The following is a 20,114-nucleotide window of genomic DNA, read 5'->3' on the forward strand; positions in this document are numbered from 1 at the left end:
GCTTTGTCATTCCGCGTCAGCAAAACCCCGAAAAAGTGCCATCAGGCCTGTCATATCGTTGAACGCGGAGGGGCGGGGCCTTGGGCGCTTGGCGTTTGCAGTGATATAGTTCGCCGCCAGTTCGGCCTGCCCGGGAGGTATGTGCTTTCTGCGGAAAGCCAGGCGTCCGAGTGTGAGGCTGCATCGCAAGGAGTTTAGATGAGTGCCGATAACGCCTACGCGGTCGAGCTGAAGGGAGTCTCCTTCAAGCGCGGTGCGCGCAGCATTTTCAATAACGTCGATATTCGCATCCCGCGTGGCAAGGTTACCGGCATCATGGGACCTTCCGGGTGCGGCAAGACCACTTTGTTGCGCTTGATGGGTGCGCAGTTGCGTCCATCCAGCGGCGAAGTCTGGGTCAACGGCCAGAACCTGCCGACGCTGTCGCGCAGTGATCTGTTCGATGCGCGCAAGCACATGGGCGTGCTGTTTCAAAGCGGCGCGCTGTTCACCGATCTCGATGTCTTCGAGAACGTCGCTTTCCCCCTGCGCGTTCATACCCAATTGCCGGATGAAATGATCCGCGACATCGTCCTGCTCAAATTGCAGGCGGTCGGTTTGCGCGGTGCGATCGAACTGATGCCTGACGAGCTGTCCGGCGGCATGAAGCGTCGGGTCGCCTTGGCCCGGGCAATTGCGCTCGATCCGCAGATTCTCATGTATGACGAGCCTTTCGTCGGTCAGGATCCGATCGCCATGGGCGTGCTGGTACGCCTGATCCGTCTGCTCAACGATGCGCTGGGGATCACCAGCATCGTGGTCTCCCACGATCTGGCCGAAACCGCGAGCATCGCTGACTACATCTATGTAGTGGGTGATGGTCAGGTGCTGGGGCAGGGCACGCCGGACGAATTGATGAATTCGGAGGAGCCGCGTATTCGCCAGTTCATGACCGGCAATCCCGATGGCCCGGTGCCGTACCATTTTCCAGCGACGGATTACCGCGCAGATCTTCTGGGGAAGCGCTGATGCGCAGAATTTCATTAATAGAACGCGTACGCCGCTTCGGCGAGGCGGCGATCGACGCCGTCGCGGTGTTTGGCCGCGCGACCCTGTTCCTGTTTCACGCCCTGCTCGGTCGTGGCGGTATCAGCGGCGGTTTCGGCCTGCTGGTCAAGCAGTTGCATTCGGTCGGCGTGATGTCGCTGGTGATCATCGTCGTGTCAGGGATCTTCATCGGCATGGTGCTGGCGCTGCAGGGCTTCAGTATTCTGTCGAGCTACGGTTCGGAGCAGGCGGTAGGGCAGATGGTGGCCCTGACGTTGCTGCGTGAACTGGGGCCAGTCGTGACGGCGTTGCTGTTTGCCGGGCGTGCCGGTTCGGCGCTGACCGCAGAAATTGGCAACATGAAGTCCACCGAACAGCTTTCCAGCCTGGAAATGATCGGTGTCGATCCGCTCAAATACATTATTGCCCCGCGTCTGTGGGCCGGTTTCATTTCCCTGCCGGTGCTGGCGATGATTTTCAGCGTGGTGGGAATCTGGGGCGGTTCGTGGGTGGCTGTCGACTGGCTTGGCGTGTATGAAGGCTCCTACTGGGCGAACATGCAGAACAGCGTGAACTTCACCAGCGATGTGCTCAACGGCGTCATCAAAAGTGTCGTTTTCGCCTTCGTCGTGACCTGGATCGCCGTATTCCAAGGCTATGACTGTGAGCCCACTTCCGAGGGCATCAGTCGCGCCACCACCAAGACCGTGGTATTCGCCTCGCTGGCGGTACTGGGCCTGGACTTTATTCTGACCGCTTTGATGTTTGGAGATTTCTGATGCAAAACCGCACCCTGGAAATCGGTGTCGGCCTGTTCCTGCTGGCAGGGATCCTGGCTTTGTTGCTACTGGCTCTGCGGGTCAGTGGCCTGTCTCCGACTTCGACCACCGACACCTATAAACTGTATGCCTACTTCGACAATATCGCCGGTTTGACGGTCAGAGCCAAAGTGACCATGGCTGGCGTAACCATCGGCAAGGTCACGGCCATCGATCTGGATCGCGACAGCTTCACCGGTCGGGTAACCCTGCAAGTGGATAAAAAGGTCGACAACCTGCCGACCGACTCCACAGCGTCTATCCTGACCGCTGGCCTGTTGGGCGAGAAGTACATCGGTATCAGCGTGGGCGGCGAAGACACCCGTCTGAAGGATGGTGGAACCATCCACGACACCCAGTCGTCTCTGGTACTGGAAGACCTGATCGGTAAATTCCTGCTCAATACCGTTAGCAAAGACGCCAAATGAGGAGCTTTTGAATGATCTCTACCTTGCGACGTGGCCTGTTGGTGTTGCTTGCGGCACTGCCGATGCTGGCTAGCGCTGCGCCCGGACAGTCGGCGCACGACCTGATTCAGGACACCACGAACCGGATGCTGGCCGACCTGTCGGCCAATAAAGAGAAGTACAAGAAGGATCCGCAGGACTTCTACACGGCGCTGAACACCATCGTCGGACCTGTGGTGGATGCCGAAGGCATTTCCAAGAGCATCATGACGGTCAAGTATTCGCGCAAGGCCACGCCGGCGCAGATGCAGACCTTCCAGGAAAACTTCAAGCGCGGCCTGTTCCAGTTCTATGGCAATGCCTTGCTCGAATACAACAACCAGGGCATCACGGTTGATCCGGCCAAGGATGAGTCCGGCGATCGCACCAGCGTCGGCATGACCGTCAAGGGCAACAACGGCGCGATCTACCCTGTGCAGTACACGCTGGAGAAGATCAATGGCGAGTGGAAACTGCGCAATGTGATCATCAACGGCATCAACATCGGCAAGCTGTTCCGTGATCAGTTCGCCGACGCGATGCAGCGCAATGGCAACGATCTGGACAAGACCATCAACAATTGGGCTGGCGAAGTGGCCAAGGCCAAGGAAACCACCGAGAAAGCTGCCGAGAAGCCAGCGCAATGAATGAGGCGGCAGTTCGTATGAGTGATGTCGACGAGCTATTGCTCAGCGGAGTGCTGGACTATCGCACAGGTCCCGACCTGCGCAAGGAAGGCCAGGCGCTGATCAAGTCCAGCAAGGCGGCATCGCTGGTCATCGATTGCTCGGCAGTGAAGAAGTCCAGCAGCGTCGGCTTGTCCTTGCTGCTGTGCTTCATGCGCGATGCCCAGGCGGCCGGCAAGGCCGTCAGCATCCGTGCGATGCCGGAAGACATGCGCGAAATCGCTCAGGTCAGTGAACTGACCGAGTTGCTCGCGCACCCCTGAACCCGCATCGATAAACAAGCCCCCCGTCAGAGTCCTGCCAATGCGGGGTTCGCAGGCGCGGGGCTTTTTTGTATGATGTCCGACCCGTGCGCACAGGGCGCCGATTGAGGTTGAGCATGCAGGCCGTAGAAGTGAAGAGCTTCCTTGAAGGAAAGCTGCCAGGAACGCAGGTGGAAGTTGAAGGCGAAGGCTGCAACTTCCAGCTGAACGTGATTAGTGATGAACTGGCGGCGTTGAGCCCGGTCAAGCGTCAGCAAAGCATCTATGCCCATTTGAACCCTTGGATCGCCGATGGCAGCATCCACGCGGTCACTATGAAATTTTTCAGCAGCGCGGCCTGGGCCGAGCGCACCTGAGCCCTAGGGCGTCGAGATTCTTATGGATAAATTGATTATTACCGGTGGCGTTCGTCTTGATGGCGAAATCCGTATCTCCGGGGCGAAGAACTCCGCCCTGCCGATTCTGGCTGCCACCCTGCTGTGCGATGGCCCGGTGACCGTTGGCAACCTGCCGCACCTGCACGACATCACCACCATGATCGAGCTGTTCGGTCGCATGGGCATCGAGCCGGTGATCGACGAGAAACTCAGCGTCGAAATCGACCCACGCACCATCAAGACCCTGATCGCGCCGTACGAACTGGTGAAAACCATGCGTGCCTCGATCCTGGTACTGGGCCCGATGGTTGCGCGTTTCGGTGAAGCCGAAGTCGCCCTGCCTGGCGGTTGCGCCATCGGTTCGCGTCCGGTTGACTTGCACATTCGTGGCCTCGAAGCCATGGGCGCGGTGATCGACGTCGAAGGCGGCTACATCAAGGCCAAGGCGCCTGAAGGCGGTCTGCGCGGTGCGCACTTCTTCTTCGATACCGTCAGCGTGACCGGTACCGAAAACATCATGATGGCAGCCGCCCTGGCCAAGGGTCGCAGCGTGCTGCAGAACGCTGCGCGTGAGCCTGAAGTGGTTGACCTGGCGAACTTCCTCAACGCCATGGGCGCCAAGGTATCCGGCGCCGGTACCGACACCATCACCATCGATGGCGTCGAGCGTCTGGGTTCGTGCTTCTACAAAGTCATGCCTGACCGTATCGAAACCGGCACCTACCTGGTGGCCGCTGCGGTCACCGGTGGCCGCGTGAAGGTCAAGGACACTGATCCGACCATTCTTGAAGCGGTCCTGGAAAAGCTCCGTGAGTCCGGTGCGGAAATCACCTGCGGTGAAGACTGGATCGAGCTGAACATGCACGGCAAGCGCCCGAAAGCGGTCAACGTGCGTACCGCGCCGTACCCGGCGTTCCCGACCGACATGCAGGCGCAGTTCATCTCGCTCAACGCCATTGCCGAAGGCACCGGTGCAGTGATCGAGACGATCTTCGAAAACCGTTTCATGCACGTGTACGAACTGCACCGCATGGGCGCCAGGATCCAGGTCGAAGGCAACACCGCGATCGTCACCGGTACTGAAGTCCTGAAGGGCGCGCCAGTGATGGCCACCGACCTGCGTGCTTCGGCCAGCCTGGTGATCTCGGCACTGGTGGCCGAAGGCGACACCCTGATCGATCGCATCTACCACATAGACCGTGGTTACGAGTGCATCGAAGAAAAACTGCAGATGCTGGGCGCCAAGATCCGTCGCGTTCCGGGCTGATTGCTGCATGCGGACACAGGGACGTGTCCACTGAATTTGTTTCGAGTCGAGCCGGTATCCGGCTCGATGTGTGTCCGGCGCCGATTGCGACCGGGCATGAGTACCTTGATAAGGACTGACGTTTCCCATGTTGACCATCGCACTGTCCAAGGGCCGCATCCTTGACGACACCCTGCCGCTTCTCGCTGAAGCCGGCATCGTGCCGACCGAGAATCCGGACAAGAGCCGCAAGCTGATCATCCCCACCACTCAGGATGACGTACGTCTGTTGATCGTGCGTGCCACCGACGTGCCGACCTATGTCGAGCATGGCGCGGCCGACCTCGGCGTCGCCGGTAAAGACGTGTTGATGGAATACACCGGCCAGGGCCTGTACGAGCCGCTGGATCTGCAGATTGCCCAGTGCAAGCTGATGACCGCCGGCAAGATCGGCGCGGCCGAGCCCAAGGGCCGTCTGCGCGTGGCGACCAAATTCGTCAACGTTGCCAAGCGTTACTACGCCGAACAGGGTCGTCAGGTCGACATCATCAAGCTCTACGGCTCGATGGAGCTGGCGCCGCTGATCGGTCTGGCCGACAAGATCATCGACGTGGTCGACACCGGCAACACCCTGCGCGCCAACGGCCTGGAACCTCAGGAACTGATCGCCACGATCAGCTCGCGCCTGGTGGTCAACAAGGCTTCGATGAAGATGCAACACGCCCGAATCCAGGCGTTGATCGATACCCTGCGCAACGCAGTGGAATCGCGACACCGCGGCTGATGTACCTGCGCGACCCCTGGTCGCGCCGTCTATCCGCCTCATAGCCAGAATTCTCAGGTGCCCAAGCGGATCGAATGATAGTTTCGGGCGCCTGAGTTTTTCGCCATTCCTATGAGGCTCTCGCTATGACCGCACCGACTGCAATTCGCCGACTCAACGCTGCTGACCCGGATTTCGCGCATCATCTGGATCATCTGCTGAGCTGGGAAAGTGTGTCTGACGACTCGGTCAATCAGCGCGTGCTGGACATCATCAAGGCGGTGCGCGAGCGCGGTGACGCGGCGCTGGTCGAATTCACCCAGAAGTTCGACGGCCTCGAAGTGGCGTCGATGGCTGACCTGATTCTGCCGCGCGAGCGTCTGGAACTGGCGCTGACCCGCATCACCGTGGCACAGCGCGAAGCGCTGGAAAAAGCCGCGGCGCGGGTGCGCAGCTACCACGAAAAACAGAAACAGGATTCCTGGAGCTATACCGAGGCCGACGGCACCGTACTCGGGCAGAAGGTCACACCGCTGGATCGGGCCGGTCTGTATGTGCCGGGCGGCAAGGCGTCGTATCCATCGTCGGTGTTGATGAACGCGATTCCGGCCAAGGTCGCCGGCGTGACCGAAGTGGTCATGGTCGTGCCGACCCCGCGCGGTGAGCTCAATGAACTGGTGCTGGCGGCGGCGTGCATTGCCGGCGTTGACCGGGTGTTCACCATCGGCGGCGCACAAGCGGTTGCCGCGCTGGCTTACGGCACCGAAAGCGTGCCACAGGTGGACAAGGTCGTCGGCCCGGGTAACATCTATGTGGCCACCGCCAAGCGTCACGTGTTCGGTCAGGTCGGCATCGACATGATCGCCGGCCCGTCGGAAATCCTTGTGGTGTGCGACGGCCAGACCGATCCGGACTGGATCGCCATGGATCTGTTCTCCCAGGCCGAGCACGACGAAGACGCGCAGGCAATTCTAGTCAGCCCGGACGCCGAATTCCTCGACAAGGTCGCTGCGAGCATCGACAAACTGCTGCCGACCATGGACCGCGCAACCATTATCGAAACCTCGATCAATGGTCGCGGTGCACTGATTCATGTGCGCGACATGGCGCAAGCCATCGAAGTCGCCAACCGCATCGCCCCGGAACACCTGGAGCTGTCGGTCGCTGATCCGCAAGCCTGGCTGCCGCAGATCCGTCACGCCGGCGCGATCTTCATGGGCCGCCACACCTCAGAAGCGCTGGGTGATTATTGCGCCGGCCCGAACCACGTGCTGCCAACGTCCGGCACTGCGCGTTTCTCCTCGCCGCTGGGTGTGTACGACTTCCAGAAACGTTCGTCGATCATCTTCTGCTCCGAGGCCGGTGCTTCCGAGCTGGGCAAGACCGCTTCGGTGCTGGCCCGTGGCGAATCCCTGAGTGCGCACGCACGCAGCGCCGAATACCGCATCAAAGCTGAGCAGAAGGGGAACTGATCATGAGTAAATTCTGGAGCCCGTTCGTCAAGGATCTGGTGCCGTATGTGCCGGGCGAGCAGCCAAAGCTGACCAAACTGGTCAAGCTCAACACCAACGAAAACCCCTACGGCCCGTCGCCAAAAGCCCTGGCGGCGATGCAGACCGAACTCAACGACAACCTGCGCCTGTACCCGGACCCGAACAGCGATCTGCTGAAAAACGCCGTCGCTAACTACTACGGCGTGCAGAGCAATCAAGTGTTTCTCGGCAACGGTTCGGACGAAGTGCTCGCGCACATCTTTCACGGTCTGCTGCAACACGAGCAGCCGCTGCTGTTCCCGGACATCAGCTACAGCTTCTATCCGGTGTATTGCGGTCTGTACGGCATCCAGTTCGATGCCGTGCCGCTGGACGCGCAGTTCCAGATCAACCCGGCGGACTACGCCAAACCGAACGGCGGGATCATTTTCCCCAATCCGAACGCACCGACCGGTTGCCTGTTGGCGCTGGAGGCGGTCGAGCAGATCCTCAAGGCCAGCCCGGATTCGGTAGTGGTCGTGGATGAGGCGTACATCGACTTCGGTGGCGAAACCGCGATCAGCCTGGTGGATCGTTATCCGAACCTGCTGGTGACCCAGACCCTGTCCAAGTCGCGCTCGCTGGCCGGCCTGCGCGTTGGTCTGGCGGTGGGTCATCCGGATCTGATCGAAGCGCTGGAGCGGATCAAGAACAGCTTCAACTCCTATCCGCTGGATCGCCTGGCGATTGTCGGGGCGGCGGCAGCGTTCGAGGATCGCGAGTATTTCGACAAGACCTGCCGTCTGGTGATCGAGAGCCGTGAATGGGTGATCGCGCAATTGCAGGCCAAAGGCTTTGAAGTGCTGCCTTCGGCGGCGAACTTCATCTTCGCCCGTCACCCGCAACACGATGCAGCAGGGCTGGCAGCCAAACTGCGCGAGCAGGGTGTGATCGTGCGTCACTTCAAGCAGGAGCGGATTGCCCAGTTCCTGCGGATTTCGATCGGTACGCCGGAGCAGAATCAGGCGCTGATCGACGGTCTCGGCAACCTCTGACCCGCCGCTGAACCTGTGGGAGCGAGCCTGCTCGCGAAAGCGGTTTTTCATTCAACATCCTTGCTGAATGTTTTGCCCCCTTCGCGAGCAGGCTCGCTCCCACATTGGTTTTGTGTTGGTTATTCGTGATGCGGTTCGCCAAGGAACGTCAGCGAACTGAACAGCCCGCGACTGTTCACATCCGCGCTGTCCTTCACCGGCACTTCCACCTGCGCCGCAATCACATTCAACCCTTCATTACGCACCAGCACTTGCGCACGACCGTCCTTGTCCGTTTCAGTGCTCAGGGTGTTCGGTGCATTGCGATAGTCGCCAATCAGCTTCACGCCCGCTGCCGGTTTGCCATCGAGCAGCACCCGTACCGGCAGTGATTTGCCCGGGCCGACGGCCAGCGGGTCGACCTCCGGCAAAATCAGCAACTTGATCTGCTCAAGCCTGGGCAACTTTGCTCCCGGCTGATAAATCGCCAGGCTGTACTTGAACGTCTCGGTGGCTTCGACAGCACCCGGCACTTTGCTGCGGCCTTCGTTGATCCATTTTCTGTCGGCGGTTTGCGACCACATGCCGTTATTCAGTGCGACGGCCATGACCGCCGGTGTTTTTAGCGGCTTCAGGCGCGCGTGATCGGACAGGCGTTCGACGCTCACCGGGATCATTTTGCCGCTTGTGTCATAGGCCCAGGCGCCGCTGATTTTCTGCGCCTTGAAGGCATTGTCCTCGGCGCCGTGGCCGTAGATCACTTCGATGTTGCCGCGCCGTTGTTCGGTCCACAGGCCGTGGGCCGAGGCCTGAGTGGCGAACAGGGCGGCGATGATCAGCAGGGTTTTGCGGCATTGCATAGTGACGTCCTTTTACAGGTTGAGTGTCAGGCTGACGGTGAAATTGCGCGGCTCGCCGGGGTTGACCCAATAATTGCTGTAGGAGCGCTCGTAATATTTTTCGTCGAAGAGATTGTTCAGGTTCAGGCCAACCGTGACGTTGTCGCTGGCCTTGTAATGGGCCAGCAGATCGACGGTGTGATAGGCCGGCATTTCAAAATCACCGCCGGCTTCACCGGAGCGATCGCCGACATAGGTGAACGCCGCGCCGACGTCCGAGCCGCGCAAATGGCCGTCCTGAAATTCGTACACACCGAGCAGGCTGCCACTGCGCTTGGCCACGCCAAGGATGCGGCTGCCGGTCGGGATTGCCGCGTCGCCCTTGGTCACTTCAGCGTCGATGTAAGCGAAGGCACCCATCACCCGCACGGCATCGGTCACTTGCCCGGTCACTTGCCAGTCGAAACCGCGACTGCGCGCCTTGCCCATCGCGCGGCTGGTATCGGTGTTCGGATCGAGGGCGAGGACGTTTTCCTTATCGATGTGGAAGAAGGCGAGGGTGCTGCTCAGGCGCTCGTCGAACAGTTCGTTCTTGATCCCGATTTCGTAGCCGACACCTTCTTCGGGATCGAAGGATTTGCCGGAGGCGTCGAGGCCGTTATTCGGTTTGAACGAGGTCGAGGTGTTGGCGAACAGGCCGGTGTTCGGCGTCAACTGATAGAGCAGGCCGGCGCGTTGGGTGAGGGCGTCGTGAGTCTGCTGGCTTTTGGCATCGCGGGTGTGATCGTCGATGCGTTGATCAAAGTGTTCGAAGCGTGCGCCGATCATCCCGCGCAGTTTGTCGGTGAAGATGATTTGATCCTGCAGGTTCAGTGCGTGGCTTTCGACGTGTTCGAAGAAGTCAGTACCCGAGCGTGGGCCGTTGGGTTTCGGTTGGCCGTAGATCGGCTTGTAGATGTCGATGGCGTAGGGACCGCCAGCGATGGTAGTGACGCGTTCGTTCTTGCGGAAGTTCTCGTATTCGGTGCCGATCAGCAGTTCGTGCTGCCATGGGCCGAGGTCGAACAGACCGCGCAGCTCCAATTGGGTGATGCTGTCGTGCCAGTTAGTGTCCCGTTCGCGGTAGCGTCGGTTGACCGTGTGACCATCGGCGTTCAGCGCACGACTTTCAGACGCGTCGCCCCACAGTTTGCCTTCCTTGTAGTGGCTGGCCAGACGCAGTTTCCAGCTGTCGTTGAGGTGATGTTCGAGGGTGGCCTGGAGCAGGTTGTTGTGGTTGTCGATGTTGCCGTCGTTCGGTTCGCCGAGGAAGGTCGAGCGCGAAACGCCGCTCCATTTGTTGTTCGGCGCGACGATTCCTCGGTCGAACGTGGAGTTGTGCCGGACGATTTCGCTTTCCACCAACAACGAAGTGTCCGGGCTCAGTTGCCAACTGATCGAAGGTGCGACGAAGACCCGCTGGCTGTCGACGTGATCACGGAAGCTGTGGTTGTCTTCGACCGCGAGGTTGATCCGCGAGAGCACGTCCCCCTGCTCGTCGAGCGGCGTATTGACGTCCAGTGCCGTGCGATAACGATCCCAGCTGCCAGCGCTGGTCTGCAGGGTGGTGAACGCTTCGGGCTGCGGCTTTTTGGTGACGATGTTCACCGTGCCGCCAGGATCGCCACGGCCATACAGGCTCGCGGCCGGACCTTTGAGGACTTCGATGCGCTCGACATTGGCCGCGTCCGGCGTGCTCGGATAGCCGCGATTGGCGCTGAAACCGTCCTTGTAGAACTCCGAGGTGATGAAGCCGCGTACGCTGTATTCGTACAGCGTCAGGCCGCCAAAATTGTTCTGCTTCGACACGCCGCCGGCAAAATCCAGTGCGCGTTCGACACTGGTGCTGCCCAGATCTTTGAGCACGCTGGCGGGCACTACGCTGATCGTTTGGGGAATGTCGCGGATGGCGGTGTCGGTTTTGGTTGCGCTGGCGGAGCGCGTCGCGCGGTAGCCGCTGACCGGCCCGCTGGCGGACTCGTAATCGGAAGTGACGCTGATGGCGTCGAGTTCGAGGGGTTGCGGATCTTCGGCGAATACCGGATCGCCCAGCAGGCCCAGGGTCAGGCCAAGCAGCGAAGCCTTTTTTCGAGACGACATGTTATGTTGTTCCAATCGTTAAATTGAAACAATATAACATGCCTGTTGAGAGTGTCTTTCATTCGCGCACTCGGCGCGAATAAAGTTTTACTCTTGTTCTTTCACCGGTGCAGGCGGCGGACGCAGGCCGATTTCAGCGGTGAGCTTCAGTTCTTTGCCGTTGCGCATGACCTGAATGGTCACTTTGTCAGTCGGCTTGATCCGCGCCACCTGGTTCATGGACTTGCGGCCATCACCGGCCGGTTCGCCGTCGATACTCAGAATCACGTCACCCAGTTGCAGGCCGGCCTTCTGTGCCGGGCCATCGCGGAAGATCCCCGCCACGACAATCCCCGGACGCCCGGACAGGCCAAACGACTCGGCCAGTTCCTGGGTCAGCGGCTGCACTTCAATACCGAGCCAGCCACGAATCACCTGACCGTGCTCGATGATCGATTTCATTACTTCCATCGCCAGTTTCACCGGGATTGCAAAACCGATGCCCTGCGAGCCGCCGGACTTGGAGAAGATCGCCGTATTGATGCCGGTGAGGTTGCCGTTGGCATCGACCAGCGCGCCGCCGGAGTTGCCCGGGTTGATCGCCGCGTCGGTCTGGATGAAGTCTTCGTAGTTGTTCAGGCCCAACTGGTTACGCCCGGTGGCGCTGATGATGCCCATGGTCACGGTCTGGCCGACGCCGAACGGGTTGCCGATGGCCAGCGCGACATCGCCGATGCGGATGCTGTCGGAGCGGCCGACGGTGATCGCCGGCAGGTTTTTCAGGTCGATCTTCAGCACCGCGAGGTCGGTTTCCGGATCGCTGCCGATCACCCGGGCGAGGGTTTCGCGACCGTCCTTGAGTGCCACCACGATCTGGTCGGCGCCGGTGGTCACGTGGTTGTTGGTCAGAATGTAGCCTTCCGGGCTCATGATCACCCCGGAACCGAGGCTCGATTCCATGCGTTTCTGCTTCGGCGAGTTGTCACCGAAAAAACGCCGGAACTGCGGGTCTTCAAACAGCGGGTGCGCCGGTTTGTTGATGACCTTGGTGGTGTAAAGGTTGACTACCGAGGGTGCGGCGATGGTCACTGCGTCGGCATAGGACACCGGTCCCTGCTGCACGCTGGTGGTCTGCGGAGCCTGTTGCAGGTTGACGTCGAGGCTCGGCAGCCCGACCCACTGCGGGTAACGCTGAATAATCAACAGAGCGATAAGCACACCGGCCAACAGCGGCCAGCCGAAAAAACGCAGCGCCTTGAGCATTAAGCACGTCCTGGAAAAGTTGCAGGCGGGGTCAGACCGCCCATAATGTCGCGCATTATACGAGGCCGCGCGCGCCTCTGAACGGGATTTTCAGGAGTCTTTCATGGCCGTCGCCCTCAGCACCCTCGTCGAAGAAGCCGACCGTTACCTTGGCAGTGCAAAAATCGCTGATTATTGCCCGAACGGCCTGCAGGTCGAAGGCCGTCCGCAAGTGATGCGCATCGTCAGTGGCGTCACCGCCAGTCAGGCCTTGCTCGATGCTGCGGTGGAAGCCGAAGCGGATCTGGTGCTGGTGCATCACGGTTATTTCTGGAAAGGCGAGAACCCGTGCATCACCGGCATGAAGCAGCGGCGCTTGAAGACTTTACTCAAGCACGACATCAGTCTGCTCGCCTACCACTTGCCATTGGACCTGCATCCGGAGGTCGGCAACAACGTGCAACTGGCGCGTCAGCTGGACATTACCGTTGAAGGGCCACTGGATCCGGACAACCTCAAAATTGTCGGACTGGTCGGGTCGTTGAGCGAGCCAATGACCCCAAGGGATTTCGCCCGCAAGGTTAAAGACGTCATGGGCCGCGAGCCGCTGCTGGTCGAGGGCAGTGGGATGATTCGTCGAGTTGGCTGGTGCACTGGTGGCGGGCAGGGCTATATCGATCAGGGCGTGGCGGCGGGTGTCGATCTGTTTCTCAGCGGTGAAGCCTCCGAGCAGACCTTCCACAGCGCGCGGGAAAACGACATCAGCTTCATCGCCGCCGGTCACCACGCCACCGAGCGCTATGGCGTGCAGGCGTTGGGTGACTATCTGGCGAAGCGCTTCGCCCTCGAACACATCTTCATCGATTGTCCGAACCCTATCTGAATCCACCACAAATACCTGTGGGAGCGAGCCTGCTCGCGAAGGCGTCAGACTTTCAATACAAAGGTGTCTGGCATACCGCTTTCGCGAGCAGGCTCGCTCCCACAAGGGAACTGCTCGGCCGAACCGGCAGGCATATTCATATGCCCTTTCGATCTAGTAGGCGTCCTGATTAGAAGAGGTCGCTGTGCTAGGATTCCCCGCTCGAACACGGCCCGCTGGCCGTTCATAAGAAAGCTTTCGTGAGTAGCCATGGTCGACAAACTGACGCATCTGAAACAGCTGGAGGCGGAAAGCATCCACATCATCCGCGAGGTGGCCGCCGAGTTCGACAACCCGGTGATGCTGTACTCCATCGGTAAAGACTCCGCCGTGATGCTGCATCTGGCACGCAAGGCGTTCTTCCCGGGCAAACTGCCGTTTCCGGTGATGCACGTCGACACTCGCTGGAAATTCCAGGAGATGTACAAGTTCCGCGACAAGATGGTCGAAGAGCTGGGCCTGGACCTGATCACCCACATCAACCCCGATGGCGTGGCGCAGAACATCAACCCGTTCACCCACGGCAGCGCCAAACACACCGACATCATGAAGACCGAGGGCCTGAAACAGGCACTCGACAAGCATGGTTTCGACGCCGCGTTCGGCGGCGCCCGTCGCGATGAAGAGAAGTCCCGTGCCAAAGAGCGCGTGTACTCGTTCCGCGACAGCAAGCACCGCTGGGACCCGAAAAACCAGCGCCCTGAGCTGTGGAACGTCTACAACGGCAAGGTCAACAAGGGCGAATCCATTCGGGTGTTCCCGTTGTCGAACTGGACCGAACTGGACATCTGGCAGTACATCTACCTCGAAGGCATCCCGATCGTGCCGCTGTACTTCGCCGCCGAGCGCGAAGTGATCGAGAAGAACGGCACGCTGATCATGATCGACGACGACCGTATCCTCGAACACCTGTCTGACGAGGACAAGGCACGCATCGTCAAAAAGAAAGTGCGTTTCCGTACCCTTGGCTGCTACCCGTTGACGGGCGCGGTGGAGTCCGAGGCTGAAACCCTCACGGACATCATTCAGGAAATGCTCCTGACGCGAACTTCCGAGCGCCAGGGCCGGGTCATCGACCACGATGGCGCAGGCTCGATGGAAGACAAGAAACGTCAGGGTTATTTCTAAGGGGTTGTCATGTCGCACGCATCTGATTTGATCAGCGAGGACATCCTCGCCTACCTGGGCCAGCACGAACGTAAAGAGCTGCTGCGCTTTTTGACCTGCGGTAACGTCGATGACGGCAAGAGCACCCTGATCGGGCGCCTGCTGCACGACTCCAAGATGATCTACGAAGATCACCTGGAAGCGATCACCCGTGATTCGAAGAAAGTCGGCACCACCGGTGACGACATCGACCTGGCGTTGCTGGTCGACGGCCTGCAGGCCGAGCGTGAGCAGGGCATCACCATCGATGTCGCCTACCGCTATTTCTCCACCGCCAAACGCAAATTCATCATCGCCGACACCCCTGGCCATGAGCAGTACACCCGCAACATGGCCACCGGTGCCTCCACCTGTGATCTGGCGATCATCCTGGTCGACGCCCGTTACGGCGTGCAGACCCAGACCCGTCGCCACAGCTTCATTGCCTCGTTGCTGGGCATCAAGCACATCGTCGTCGCCATCAACAAGATGGACCTGAAAGACTTCGATGAAGGCGTGTTCGAGTCGATCAAGGCCGACTACCTGAAGTTCGCCGAAGGCTTGAAGATGAAGCCTACCAGCATGCACTTCGTGCCGATGTCTGCCCTCAAGGGCGACAACGTGGTGAACAAGTCCGAGCGCTCGCCTTGGTACAAAGGCCAGTCGCTGATGGAAATCCTCGAGACCGTGGAAGTGGCGGGTGACCGCAACTTCACCGATTTGCGTTTCCCGGTGCAGTACGTCAACCGTCCGAACCTGAACTTCCGCGGTTTCGCTGGCACCCTCGCCAGCGGCATCGTGCACAAGGGCGACGAAGTGGTGGTTCTGCCGTCGGGCAAGAGCAGCCGCGTCAAATCCATCGTCACCTTCGAAGGTGAGCTGGAGCAGGCCGGCCCGGGTCAAGCGGTGACGCTGACCATGGAAGACGAAATCGACATCTCCCGTGGCGACCTGCTGGTGCATGCCGACAACGTGCCGCCGGTCACCGACAGCTTCGAAGCGATGCTGGTGTGGATGGCTGAAGAGCCGATGCTGCCGGGCAAGAAATACGACATCAAGCGCGCCACCAGTTACGTGCCGGGCTCGATTGCCAGCATCGTCAACAAGGTCGACGTGAACACCCTCGAAGAAGGCCCGGCGAGCGCGTTGCAGCTCAACGAAATCGGCAAGGTGAAGATCGCGCTCGACGCGCCGATCGCCCTCGACGGTTACGACAGCAACCGCACCACCGGCGCGTTCATCGTCATCGACCGTTTGACCAACGGCACCGTCGGCGCCGGCATGATCGTCGCTCAGCCAGTGGCTCATGGGACTGCCTCGCACCACGGCAAACTGGCTCACGTTGCCACTGAGGAACGTTCCCAGCGTTTCGGCCAGCAGCCAGCGACCGTGCTGTTCAGCGGCCTGTCGGGCGCGGGCAAGAGCACGCTGGCCTACGCGGTCGAGCGCAAGCTGTTCGACATGGGCCGTGCGGTGTTTGTGCTCGATGGTCAGAATCTGCGTCACGACTTGAACAAAGGGCTGCCGCAGGATCGTGCCGGTCGTACCGAGAACTGGCGGCGTGCTGCGCATGTCGCGCGTCAGTTCAACGAGGCGGGTCTGTTGACCCTGGCGGCGTTTGTTGCGCCGAGCGCGGAGGGTCGCGAGCAGGCCAAGGATCTGATCGGCAAGGAGCGTCTGCTCACGGTTTATGTGCAGGCTTCGCCGGCGGTGTGTGCCGAGCGTGATCCGCAGGGCTTGTATGCTGCGGGTGGCGATAATATTCCGGGTGAGTCCTTTCCGTATGACGTGCCGCTGAATGCTGATCTGGTGATCGACACGCAGTCGCTGTCGTTGGAAGAGAGCGTCAAGCAGGTGTTGGATCTGCTGCGCAAGCGTGGCGCGATTTAAGCTTTAGCCGGAAATGAAAGGCCCGCGGATGAGTGATCATCGGCGGGCTTTTTTATTGTGGGTCATTTGGTTTTCGGCGGTGGCGGCTTTTGGGCCGGCCATGCTCTTGGGGTTTTGGGGGTATATCCGTTGCTGCGGTAACGGCGGCTTAGGGTTTCGCCCTTACGGCGAGTCACCTTTTCCAAACGCCGAAAAGGTAACCCAAAAGGCTTGCTCCTACGTGCGGCCCGCTCGCTGGGGCTCGGGGTTCCTTCGCTCCGGGATCGATCCGGGCGCAGCGCCTCCGGTTTGCTTCGCTGCACCTCCTCTCGCTGTGTTTGGCTGCGCCAAACGGTCGCTGCGCTCCCACCCCCGGATAAATCCCTACACTCAGCCTTCCGACGTCGCCCGTGGATCAAGATCAAGAGCTTTCGGCGAGCTGACACTCGGCCATTTGAGTGGTGAAAAGCGTGCGCCTGGCTTTAGCTTTTCCTGTGGGAGTTGGCTTGCCAGCGATGGCGGCCTCACAGCCGATCAATCTCTACCTGAATACACCGTGTGCAAACTGTGGGAGCGGGCTTGCTCGCGAAGGCGGCCTGACAGCCGACTAATCTCTACCTGAATACACCGTGTTCAAACTGTGGGAGCGGGCTTGCTCGCGAAGGCGGCCTCACAGCCGACCAAGCTCTAACTGAATGCACTCCATCCTGAATGCACTCCATCCAACTGTGGGAGTGAGCCTGCTCGCGATAGCGGTGTGTCATTCAACATTGGGAGTGGCTGTTCCACCGCTATCGCGAGCAGGCTCGCTCCTACAGGGGATTAGCGTTTGTCTGCGAATTCGCGGTGCATCTGCTCCAGCAGCGCATCCTTGTCCTGCCACAACTGGTTGATCCAGCCCTGGAATTGCAGGCGATATTCGCCGTCCTGGTCGTAGTTCTTGCCGATGAAGGCCGGCGGGATTTTCAGTTCTTCAAAGTGCACCACCACGTCGCGCACGTTGCCGCACAGCAGATCCCAGAAACCCGGACGCCCGCCCGGATAGTGGATGGTCACGTTGACGATCGACTCCAGTTGCTCACCCATCGCGTCCAGCACGAAGGCGATGCCGCCAGCCTTGGGTTTGAGCAGGTATTTGAACGGTGACTGCTGTTGCGCATGTTTGCCTTCGGTGAAGCGCGTGCCTTCGACGAAGTTGAAAATCCCCACCGGGTTGTTGCGGAATTTCGCGCAGGTCTTGCGCGTGGTTTCCAGGTCTTTGCCTTTCTTCTCCGGGTGTTTTTCCAGATAGGCCTTGGAGTAGCGCTTCATGAACGGGAAGCCCAGCGCCCACCAGGCCAGACCGATCACCGGAACCCAGATCAGCTCCTGCTTGAGGAAGAATTTCAGCGGCTGGATGCGGCGGTTGAGCACGTATTGCAGCACCAGGATGTCGACCCAACTCTGGTGGTTGCTGGTGATCAGGTATGAGTGTTGGTAGTCCAGACCTTGCAGGCCGCTGATGTGCCAGCGGGTGCGGCGCACCAGGTTCATCCAGCCTTTGTTGTTGCTGATCCAGGCTTCGTGGGTGTGGCTCATCAGCCACAGTGAGGCGCGGCGGGCGAGGTCGAAGGGCAGCACTTTGATCAGCGCGACGCAGAACAGGAACGAGCACAGCAGAATCGTATTGAGCGCCAACAGCAGCGCGGCGATCACGCCGCGAATCGGGGCGGGCAGAAAGTCCAGCATTTACACATCCATAGGTCGGTTGGCGGCTTGAATCGCGGTCAGGGCGATGGTGTAGACGATGTCGTCGACCTGCGCGCCGCGCGGCAGGTCGTTCACCGGTTTGCGCAGGCCTTGCAGCATCGGGCCGAGGCTGACGCAGTCGGCGCTGCGCTGCACGGCTTTGTGGGTGGTGTTGCCGGTGTTCAGGTCGGGGAACACGAACACCGTGGCGCGACCGGCCACCTGGCTGTTCGGCGCCAGTTGCCGGGCAACGTCTGCGTTGGCAGCGGCGTCGTATTGCAGCGGGCCGTCGATCAGCAGCGAGTGCTGTTGCTCGTGGGCGAGCAGGGTGGCTTCGCGGACTTTCTCGACTTCTTCGCCGCTGGCCGATTCGCCGCTGGAGTAACTGATCATCGCCACGCGCGGGGTGATGCCGAATGCTGCTGCGGAATCAGCGCTTTGCAGGGCGATCTCCGCCAGTTCGGCGGCGCTCGGGTGCGGGTTCATCACGCAGTCGCCGTAGACCAGCACTTCTTCGGGGAACAGCATGAAAAACACCGACGACACCAGCGTACAGCCCGGTGCGGTCTTGATCAGTTGCAGGGCCGGGCGGATGGTGTTGGCGGTGGTGTTGATCACGCCCGAGACCAGGCCGTCGACCTCATCCAGCGCGAGCATCATGGTGCCGATCACCACGGTGTCTTCCAGTTGCTGTTCGGCCATCGGCGCGTTGAGGCTTTTGCTTTTGCGCAGCGCGACCATCGGCTCGATGTAGCGCTCGCGAATCAAGTCCGGATCGAGGATCTCCAGCCCCGGCGGCAACTCGATACCTTGCGCACGGGCCACGGCTTCGACGTCTTCGGGTTTGGCCAGCAGCACGCAACGGGCGATGCCGCGCTCCTGGCAGATCGCCGCCGCTTGCACGGTGAGCGGCTCGCTGCCTTCGGGCAGCACGATGCGTTTGTTCGCCGACTGCGCCCGTTGAATCAGTTGGTAGCGGAATACCGCTGGCGACAGACGCATTTCCCGTGGTGTGCCGCAGCGTTGATGCAGCCATTTGGCGTCGAGATGGCTGGCGACGAAGTCAGTGATGATCTCCGCACGTTCGCGGTCATCGATGGGGATTTCCTTGTTCAGGCCATTGAGCAGGTTGGCGGTGTCGTAGGAGCCAGTGCTCACCGACAGCACCGGCAGACCGGCCTGCAACGCGCCACGGCATAGGTCCATGATGCGTGGATCGGGCAGGGTGTCGCTGGTCAGCAACAGCCCGGCCAGCGGTACGCCATTGAGTGCCGCGAGGCTGACCGCGAGGATGATGTCGTCGCGATCACCCGGGGTCACCACCAGCACGCCGGGCTTGAGCAGCTCCACGGTGTTGCGCATGGTCCGTGCGCAGATGATGATTTTGGTCATGCGCCGGGTTTCGTAATCGCCGGCGTTCAGCACCTGTGCGCCCATCAGGTCGGCGACGTCGCGGGTACGCGGTGCATTGAGTTCGGGCTGAAACGGAATGCAGCCGAGCAGGCGGAAATCACCGCTGCGCAACAACGGCGAATGCTCTTTGAGGCGCGTGGCGAAGGCGTCCATGCTCTCGTCGGTCTTGACCTTGTTGAGGATTACGCCGAGGACTTTTGGATCTTTCGGGCCGCCGAACAATTGCGCCTGCAATTCCACGCGGCCGGAGAGTTCGGCAAGCACTTCGTTTTCCGGGGCCGAGACCAGAATCACCTCGGCATCCAGGCTTTTCGCCAGGTGCAAATTGACCCGCGCGGCGTAGCTGGCGCTGCGGGTCGGCACCATGCCTTCGACTACCAGCACGTCTTTGCCGATGGCAGCTTGCTGATACAAGGCGATGATTTCTTCGAGCAACTCATCGAGCTGACCGTCGCCGAGCATCCGCTCGACGTGGGCCAGGCCCAGTGGCTGCGGCGGTTTCAGGCCGTGGGTGCGCGCCACCAGTTCGGTGGAACGCTCAGGACCAGTGTCGCCCGGATGCGGCTGGGCAATCGGTTTGAAGAAGCCGACTTTCAGTCCGGCCCGCTCCAGGGTACGCACCAGCCCGAGGCTGATGGAGGTCAGACCCACGCCAAAATCGGTGGGCGCGATAAAAAAAGTTTGCATGCGGATTCTCTAAAGGTGC

Annotated in this window: 18 protein-coding genes; 13 read left to right on the top strand and 5 right to left on the bottom strand. The window is 60.4% G+C overall.

The features are described 5' to 3' along the window. Positions 1-198 precede the first annotated feature (198 nt). The 10 genes from H043_RS0104340 to hisC all read left to right on the top strand — a co-directional run bounded on the left by H043_RS0104340 (position 199) and on the right by hisC (position 8,152). Positions 199-1,008, top strand: coding sequence for an ATP-binding cassette domain-containing protein (locus H043_RS0104340; protein WP_027610850.1), 810 nt, complete (start codon positions 199-201; stop codon positions 1,006-1,008). Then, positions 1,008-1,805 (top strand): lipid asymmetry maintenance ABC transporter permease subunit MlaE, encoded by a 798-nt coding sequence (gene mlaE, locus H043_RS0104345; RefSeq protein ID WP_027610851.1) that lies wholly within the window; start codon positions 1,008-1,010, stop codon positions 1,803-1,805. Before H043_RS0104340 ends, mlaE begins: the two co-directional genes overlap by 1 nt. Next, positions 1,805-2,272, top strand: coding sequence for an outer membrane lipid asymmetry maintenance protein MlaD (gene mlaD / locus H043_RS0104350; RefSeq protein WP_007967220.1), 468 nt, complete (start codon positions 1,805-1,807; stop codon positions 2,270-2,272). The genes mlaE and mlaD overlap by 1 nt, the downstream gene beginning before the upstream one ends. Before the next feature lie 11 nt (positions 2,273-2,283). After that, on the top strand, positions 2,284-2,937 hold the full coding sequence (locus H043_RS0104355) for a phospholipid-binding protein MlaC (protein WP_027610852.1): 654 nt from the start codon (positions 2,284-2,286) through the stop codon (positions 2,935-2,937). Continuing rightward, positions 2,934-3,239, top strand: coding sequence for a lipid asymmetry maintenance protein MlaB (locus tag H043_RS0104360; RefSeq protein ID WP_027610853.1), 306 nt, complete (start codon positions 2,934-2,936; stop codon positions 3,237-3,239). Before H043_RS0104355 ends, H043_RS0104360 begins: the two co-directional genes overlap by 4 nt. A gap of 116 nt (positions 3,240-3,355) precedes the next feature. After that, the gene (locus H043_RS0104365) at positions 3,356-3,595 is read left to right on the top strand and encodes a BolA family protein (RefSeq protein ID WP_007953556.1); all 240 of its coding nucleotides are present in this window, start codon (positions 3,356-3,358) and stop codon (positions 3,593-3,595) included. A gap of 22 nt (positions 3,596-3,617) precedes the next feature. Continuing rightward, positions 3,618-4,883, top strand: coding sequence for a UDP-N-acetylglucosamine 1-carboxyvinyltransferase (murA, locus tag H043_RS0104370; protein WP_027610854.1), 1,266 nt, complete (start codon positions 3,618-3,620; stop codon positions 4,881-4,883). 127 nt (positions 4,884-5,010) lie between these two features. Beyond that, complete coding sequence (gene hisG, locus H043_RS0104375; RefSeq protein ID WP_007967226.1) at positions 5,011-5,646, top strand: ATP phosphoribosyltransferase; 636 nt, start codon at positions 5,011-5,013, stop codon at positions 5,644-5,646. A gap of 125 nt (positions 5,647-5,771) precedes the next feature. Next, the gene (gene hisD, locus H043_RS0104380) at positions 5,772-7,097 is read left to right on the top strand and encodes a histidinol dehydrogenase (protein ID WP_027610855.1); all 1,326 of its coding nucleotides are present in this window, start codon (positions 5,772-5,774) and stop codon (positions 7,095-7,097) included. 2 nt (positions 7,098-7,099) lie between these two features. Next, on the top strand, positions 7,100-8,152 hold the full coding sequence (hisC, locus tag H043_RS0104385; RefSeq protein WP_027610856.1) for a histidinol-phosphate transaminase: 1,053 nt from the start codon (positions 7,100-7,102) through the stop codon (positions 8,150-8,152). 119 nt (positions 8,153-8,271) lie between these two features. Here the strand turns inward: hisC and H043_RS0104390 are convergent, their stop codons facing one another. The 3 genes from H043_RS0104390 to algW all read right to left on the bottom strand — a co-directional run bounded on the left by H043_RS0104390 (position 8,272) and on the right by algW (position 12,351). After that, entirely contained in the window at positions 8,272-8,991 is a 720-nt protein-coding gene (locus H043_RS0104390; protein ID WP_027610857.1) for a DUF4198 domain-containing protein, read from the bottom strand. Between the two features lie 12 nt (positions 8,992-9,003). Next, positions 9,004-11,109 (bottom strand): TonB-dependent siderophore receptor, encoded by a 2,106-nt coding sequence (locus tag H043_RS0104395; protein WP_027610858.1) that lies wholly within the window; start codon positions 11,107-11,109, stop codon positions 9,004-9,006. 87 nt (positions 11,110-11,196) lie between these two features. Further along, a complete protein-coding gene (gene algW, locus H043_RS0104400; protein ID WP_027610859.1) occupies positions 11,197-12,351 on the bottom strand; it encodes a Do family serine endopeptidase AlgW in 1,155 nt (384 codons plus the stop codon). Between the two features lie 103 nt (positions 12,352-12,454). On the opposite strand from algW, the gene H043_RS0104405 reads away from it, so the two are divergent. From H043_RS0104405 to cysN, 3 genes are all read left to right on the top strand, one after another. Further along, complete coding sequence (locus tag H043_RS0104405; RefSeq protein ID WP_027610860.1) at positions 12,455-13,213, top strand: Nif3-like dinuclear metal center hexameric protein; 759 nt, start codon at positions 12,455-12,457, stop codon at positions 13,211-13,213. 249 nt (positions 13,214-13,462) lie between these two features. After that, positions 13,463-14,380, top strand: coding sequence for a sulfate adenylyltransferase subunit CysD (gene cysD / locus H043_RS0104410; RefSeq protein ID WP_003221715.1), 918 nt, complete (start codon positions 13,463-13,465; stop codon positions 14,378-14,380). 9 nt (positions 14,381-14,389) lie between these two features. Next, positions 14,390-16,288, top strand: coding sequence for a sulfate adenylyltransferase subunit CysN (cysN, locus tag H043_RS0104415; protein WP_027610861.1), 1,899 nt, complete (start codon positions 14,390-14,392; stop codon positions 16,286-16,288). An 801-nt stretch (positions 16,289-17,089) separates the two neighbouring features. On the opposite strand, the gene H043_RS0104420 is transcribed toward cysN, so the two are convergent. Beyond that, on the bottom strand, positions 17,090-17,995 hold the full coding sequence (locus H043_RS0104420) for an acyltransferase (protein WP_027610862.1): 906 nt from the start codon (positions 17,993-17,995) through the stop codon (positions 17,090-17,092). After that, positions 17,996-20,095: a phosphate acetyltransferase gene (gene pta, locus H043_RS0104425; RefSeq protein ID WP_027610863.1), complete on the bottom strand. Its 2,100-nt coding sequence runs from the start codon at positions 20,093-20,095 to the stop codon at positions 17,996-17,998. Positions 20,096-20,114: the final 19 nt, after the last annotated feature.

The organism is Pseudomonas sp. URIL14HWK12:I6 (genome assembly GCF_000514195.1).
Taxonomy (GTDB): Bacteria; Pseudomonadota; Gammaproteobacteria; order Pseudomonadales; family Pseudomonadaceae; genus Aquipseudomonas; species Aquipseudomonas putida_A.

Bases quoted from the DNA above. Each gene is read 5' to 3' on its own strand.
- H043_RS0104340 (WP_027610850.1), top strand. From the start codon at position 199: ATGAGTGCCGATAACGCCTACGCGGTCGAGCTGAAGGGAGTCTCCTTC.
- cysN (WP_027610861.1), top strand. From the start codon at position 14,390: ATGTCGCACGCATCTGATTTGATCAGCGAGGACATCCTCGCCTACCTG.
- H043_RS0104405 (WP_027610860.1), top strand. From the start codon at position 12,455: ATGGCCGTCGCCCTCAGCACCCTCGTCGAAGAAGCCGACCGTTACCTT.
- H043_RS0104365 (WP_007953556.1), top strand. From the start codon at position 3,356: ATGCAGGCCGTAGAAGTGAAGAGCTTCCTTGAAGGAAAGCTGCCAGGA.
- mlaE (WP_027610851.1), top strand. From the start codon at position 1,008: ATGCGCAGAATTTCATTAATAGAACGCGTACGCCGCTTCGGCGAGGCG.
- H043_RS0104395 (WP_027610858.1), bottom strand. From the start codon at position 11,109: ATGTCGTCTCGAAAAAAGGCTTCGCTGCTTGGCCTGACCCTGGGCCTG.
- H043_RS0104390 (WP_027610857.1), bottom strand. From the start codon at position 8,991: ATGCAATGCCGCAAAACCCTGCTGATCATCGCCGCCCTGTTCGCCACT.
- hisC (WP_027610856.1), top strand. From the start codon at position 7,100: ATGAGTAAATTCTGGAGCCCGTTCGTCAAGGATCTGGTGCCGTATGTG.
- hisG (WP_007967226.1), top strand. From the start codon at position 5,011: ATGTTGACCATCGCACTGTCCAAGGGCCGCATCCTTGACGACACCCTG.
- cysD (WP_003221715.1), top strand. From the start codon at position 13,463: ATGGTCGACAAACTGACGCATCTGAAACAGCTGGAGGCGGAAAGCATC.
- H043_RS0104420 (WP_027610862.1), bottom strand. From the start codon at position 17,995: ATGCTGGACTTTCTGCCCGCCCCGATTCGCGGCGTGATCGCCGCGCTG.
- pta (WP_027610863.1), bottom strand. From the start codon at position 20,095: ATGCAAACTTTTTTTATCGCGCCCACCGATTTTGGCGTGGGTCTGACC.
- algW (WP_027610859.1), bottom strand. From the start codon at position 12,351: ATGCTCAAGGCGCTGCGTTTTTTCGGCTGGCCGCTGTTGGCCGGTGTG.
- mlaD (WP_007967220.1), top strand. From the start codon at position 1,805: ATGCAAAACCGCACCCTGGAAATCGGTGTCGGCCTGTTCCTGCTGGCA.
- H043_RS0104360 (WP_027610853.1), top strand. From the start codon at position 2,934: ATGAATGAGGCGGCAGTTCGTATGAGTGATGTCGACGAGCTATTGCTC.
- hisD (WP_027610855.1), top strand. From the start codon at position 5,772: ATGACCGCACCGACTGCAATTCGCCGACTCAACGCTGCTGACCCGGAT.
- H043_RS0104355 (WP_027610852.1), top strand. From the start codon at position 2,284: ATGATCTCTACCTTGCGACGTGGCCTGTTGGTGTTGCTTGCGGCACTG.
- murA (WP_027610854.1), top strand. From the start codon at position 3,618: ATGGATAAATTGATTATTACCGGTGGCGTTCGTCTTGATGGCGAAATC.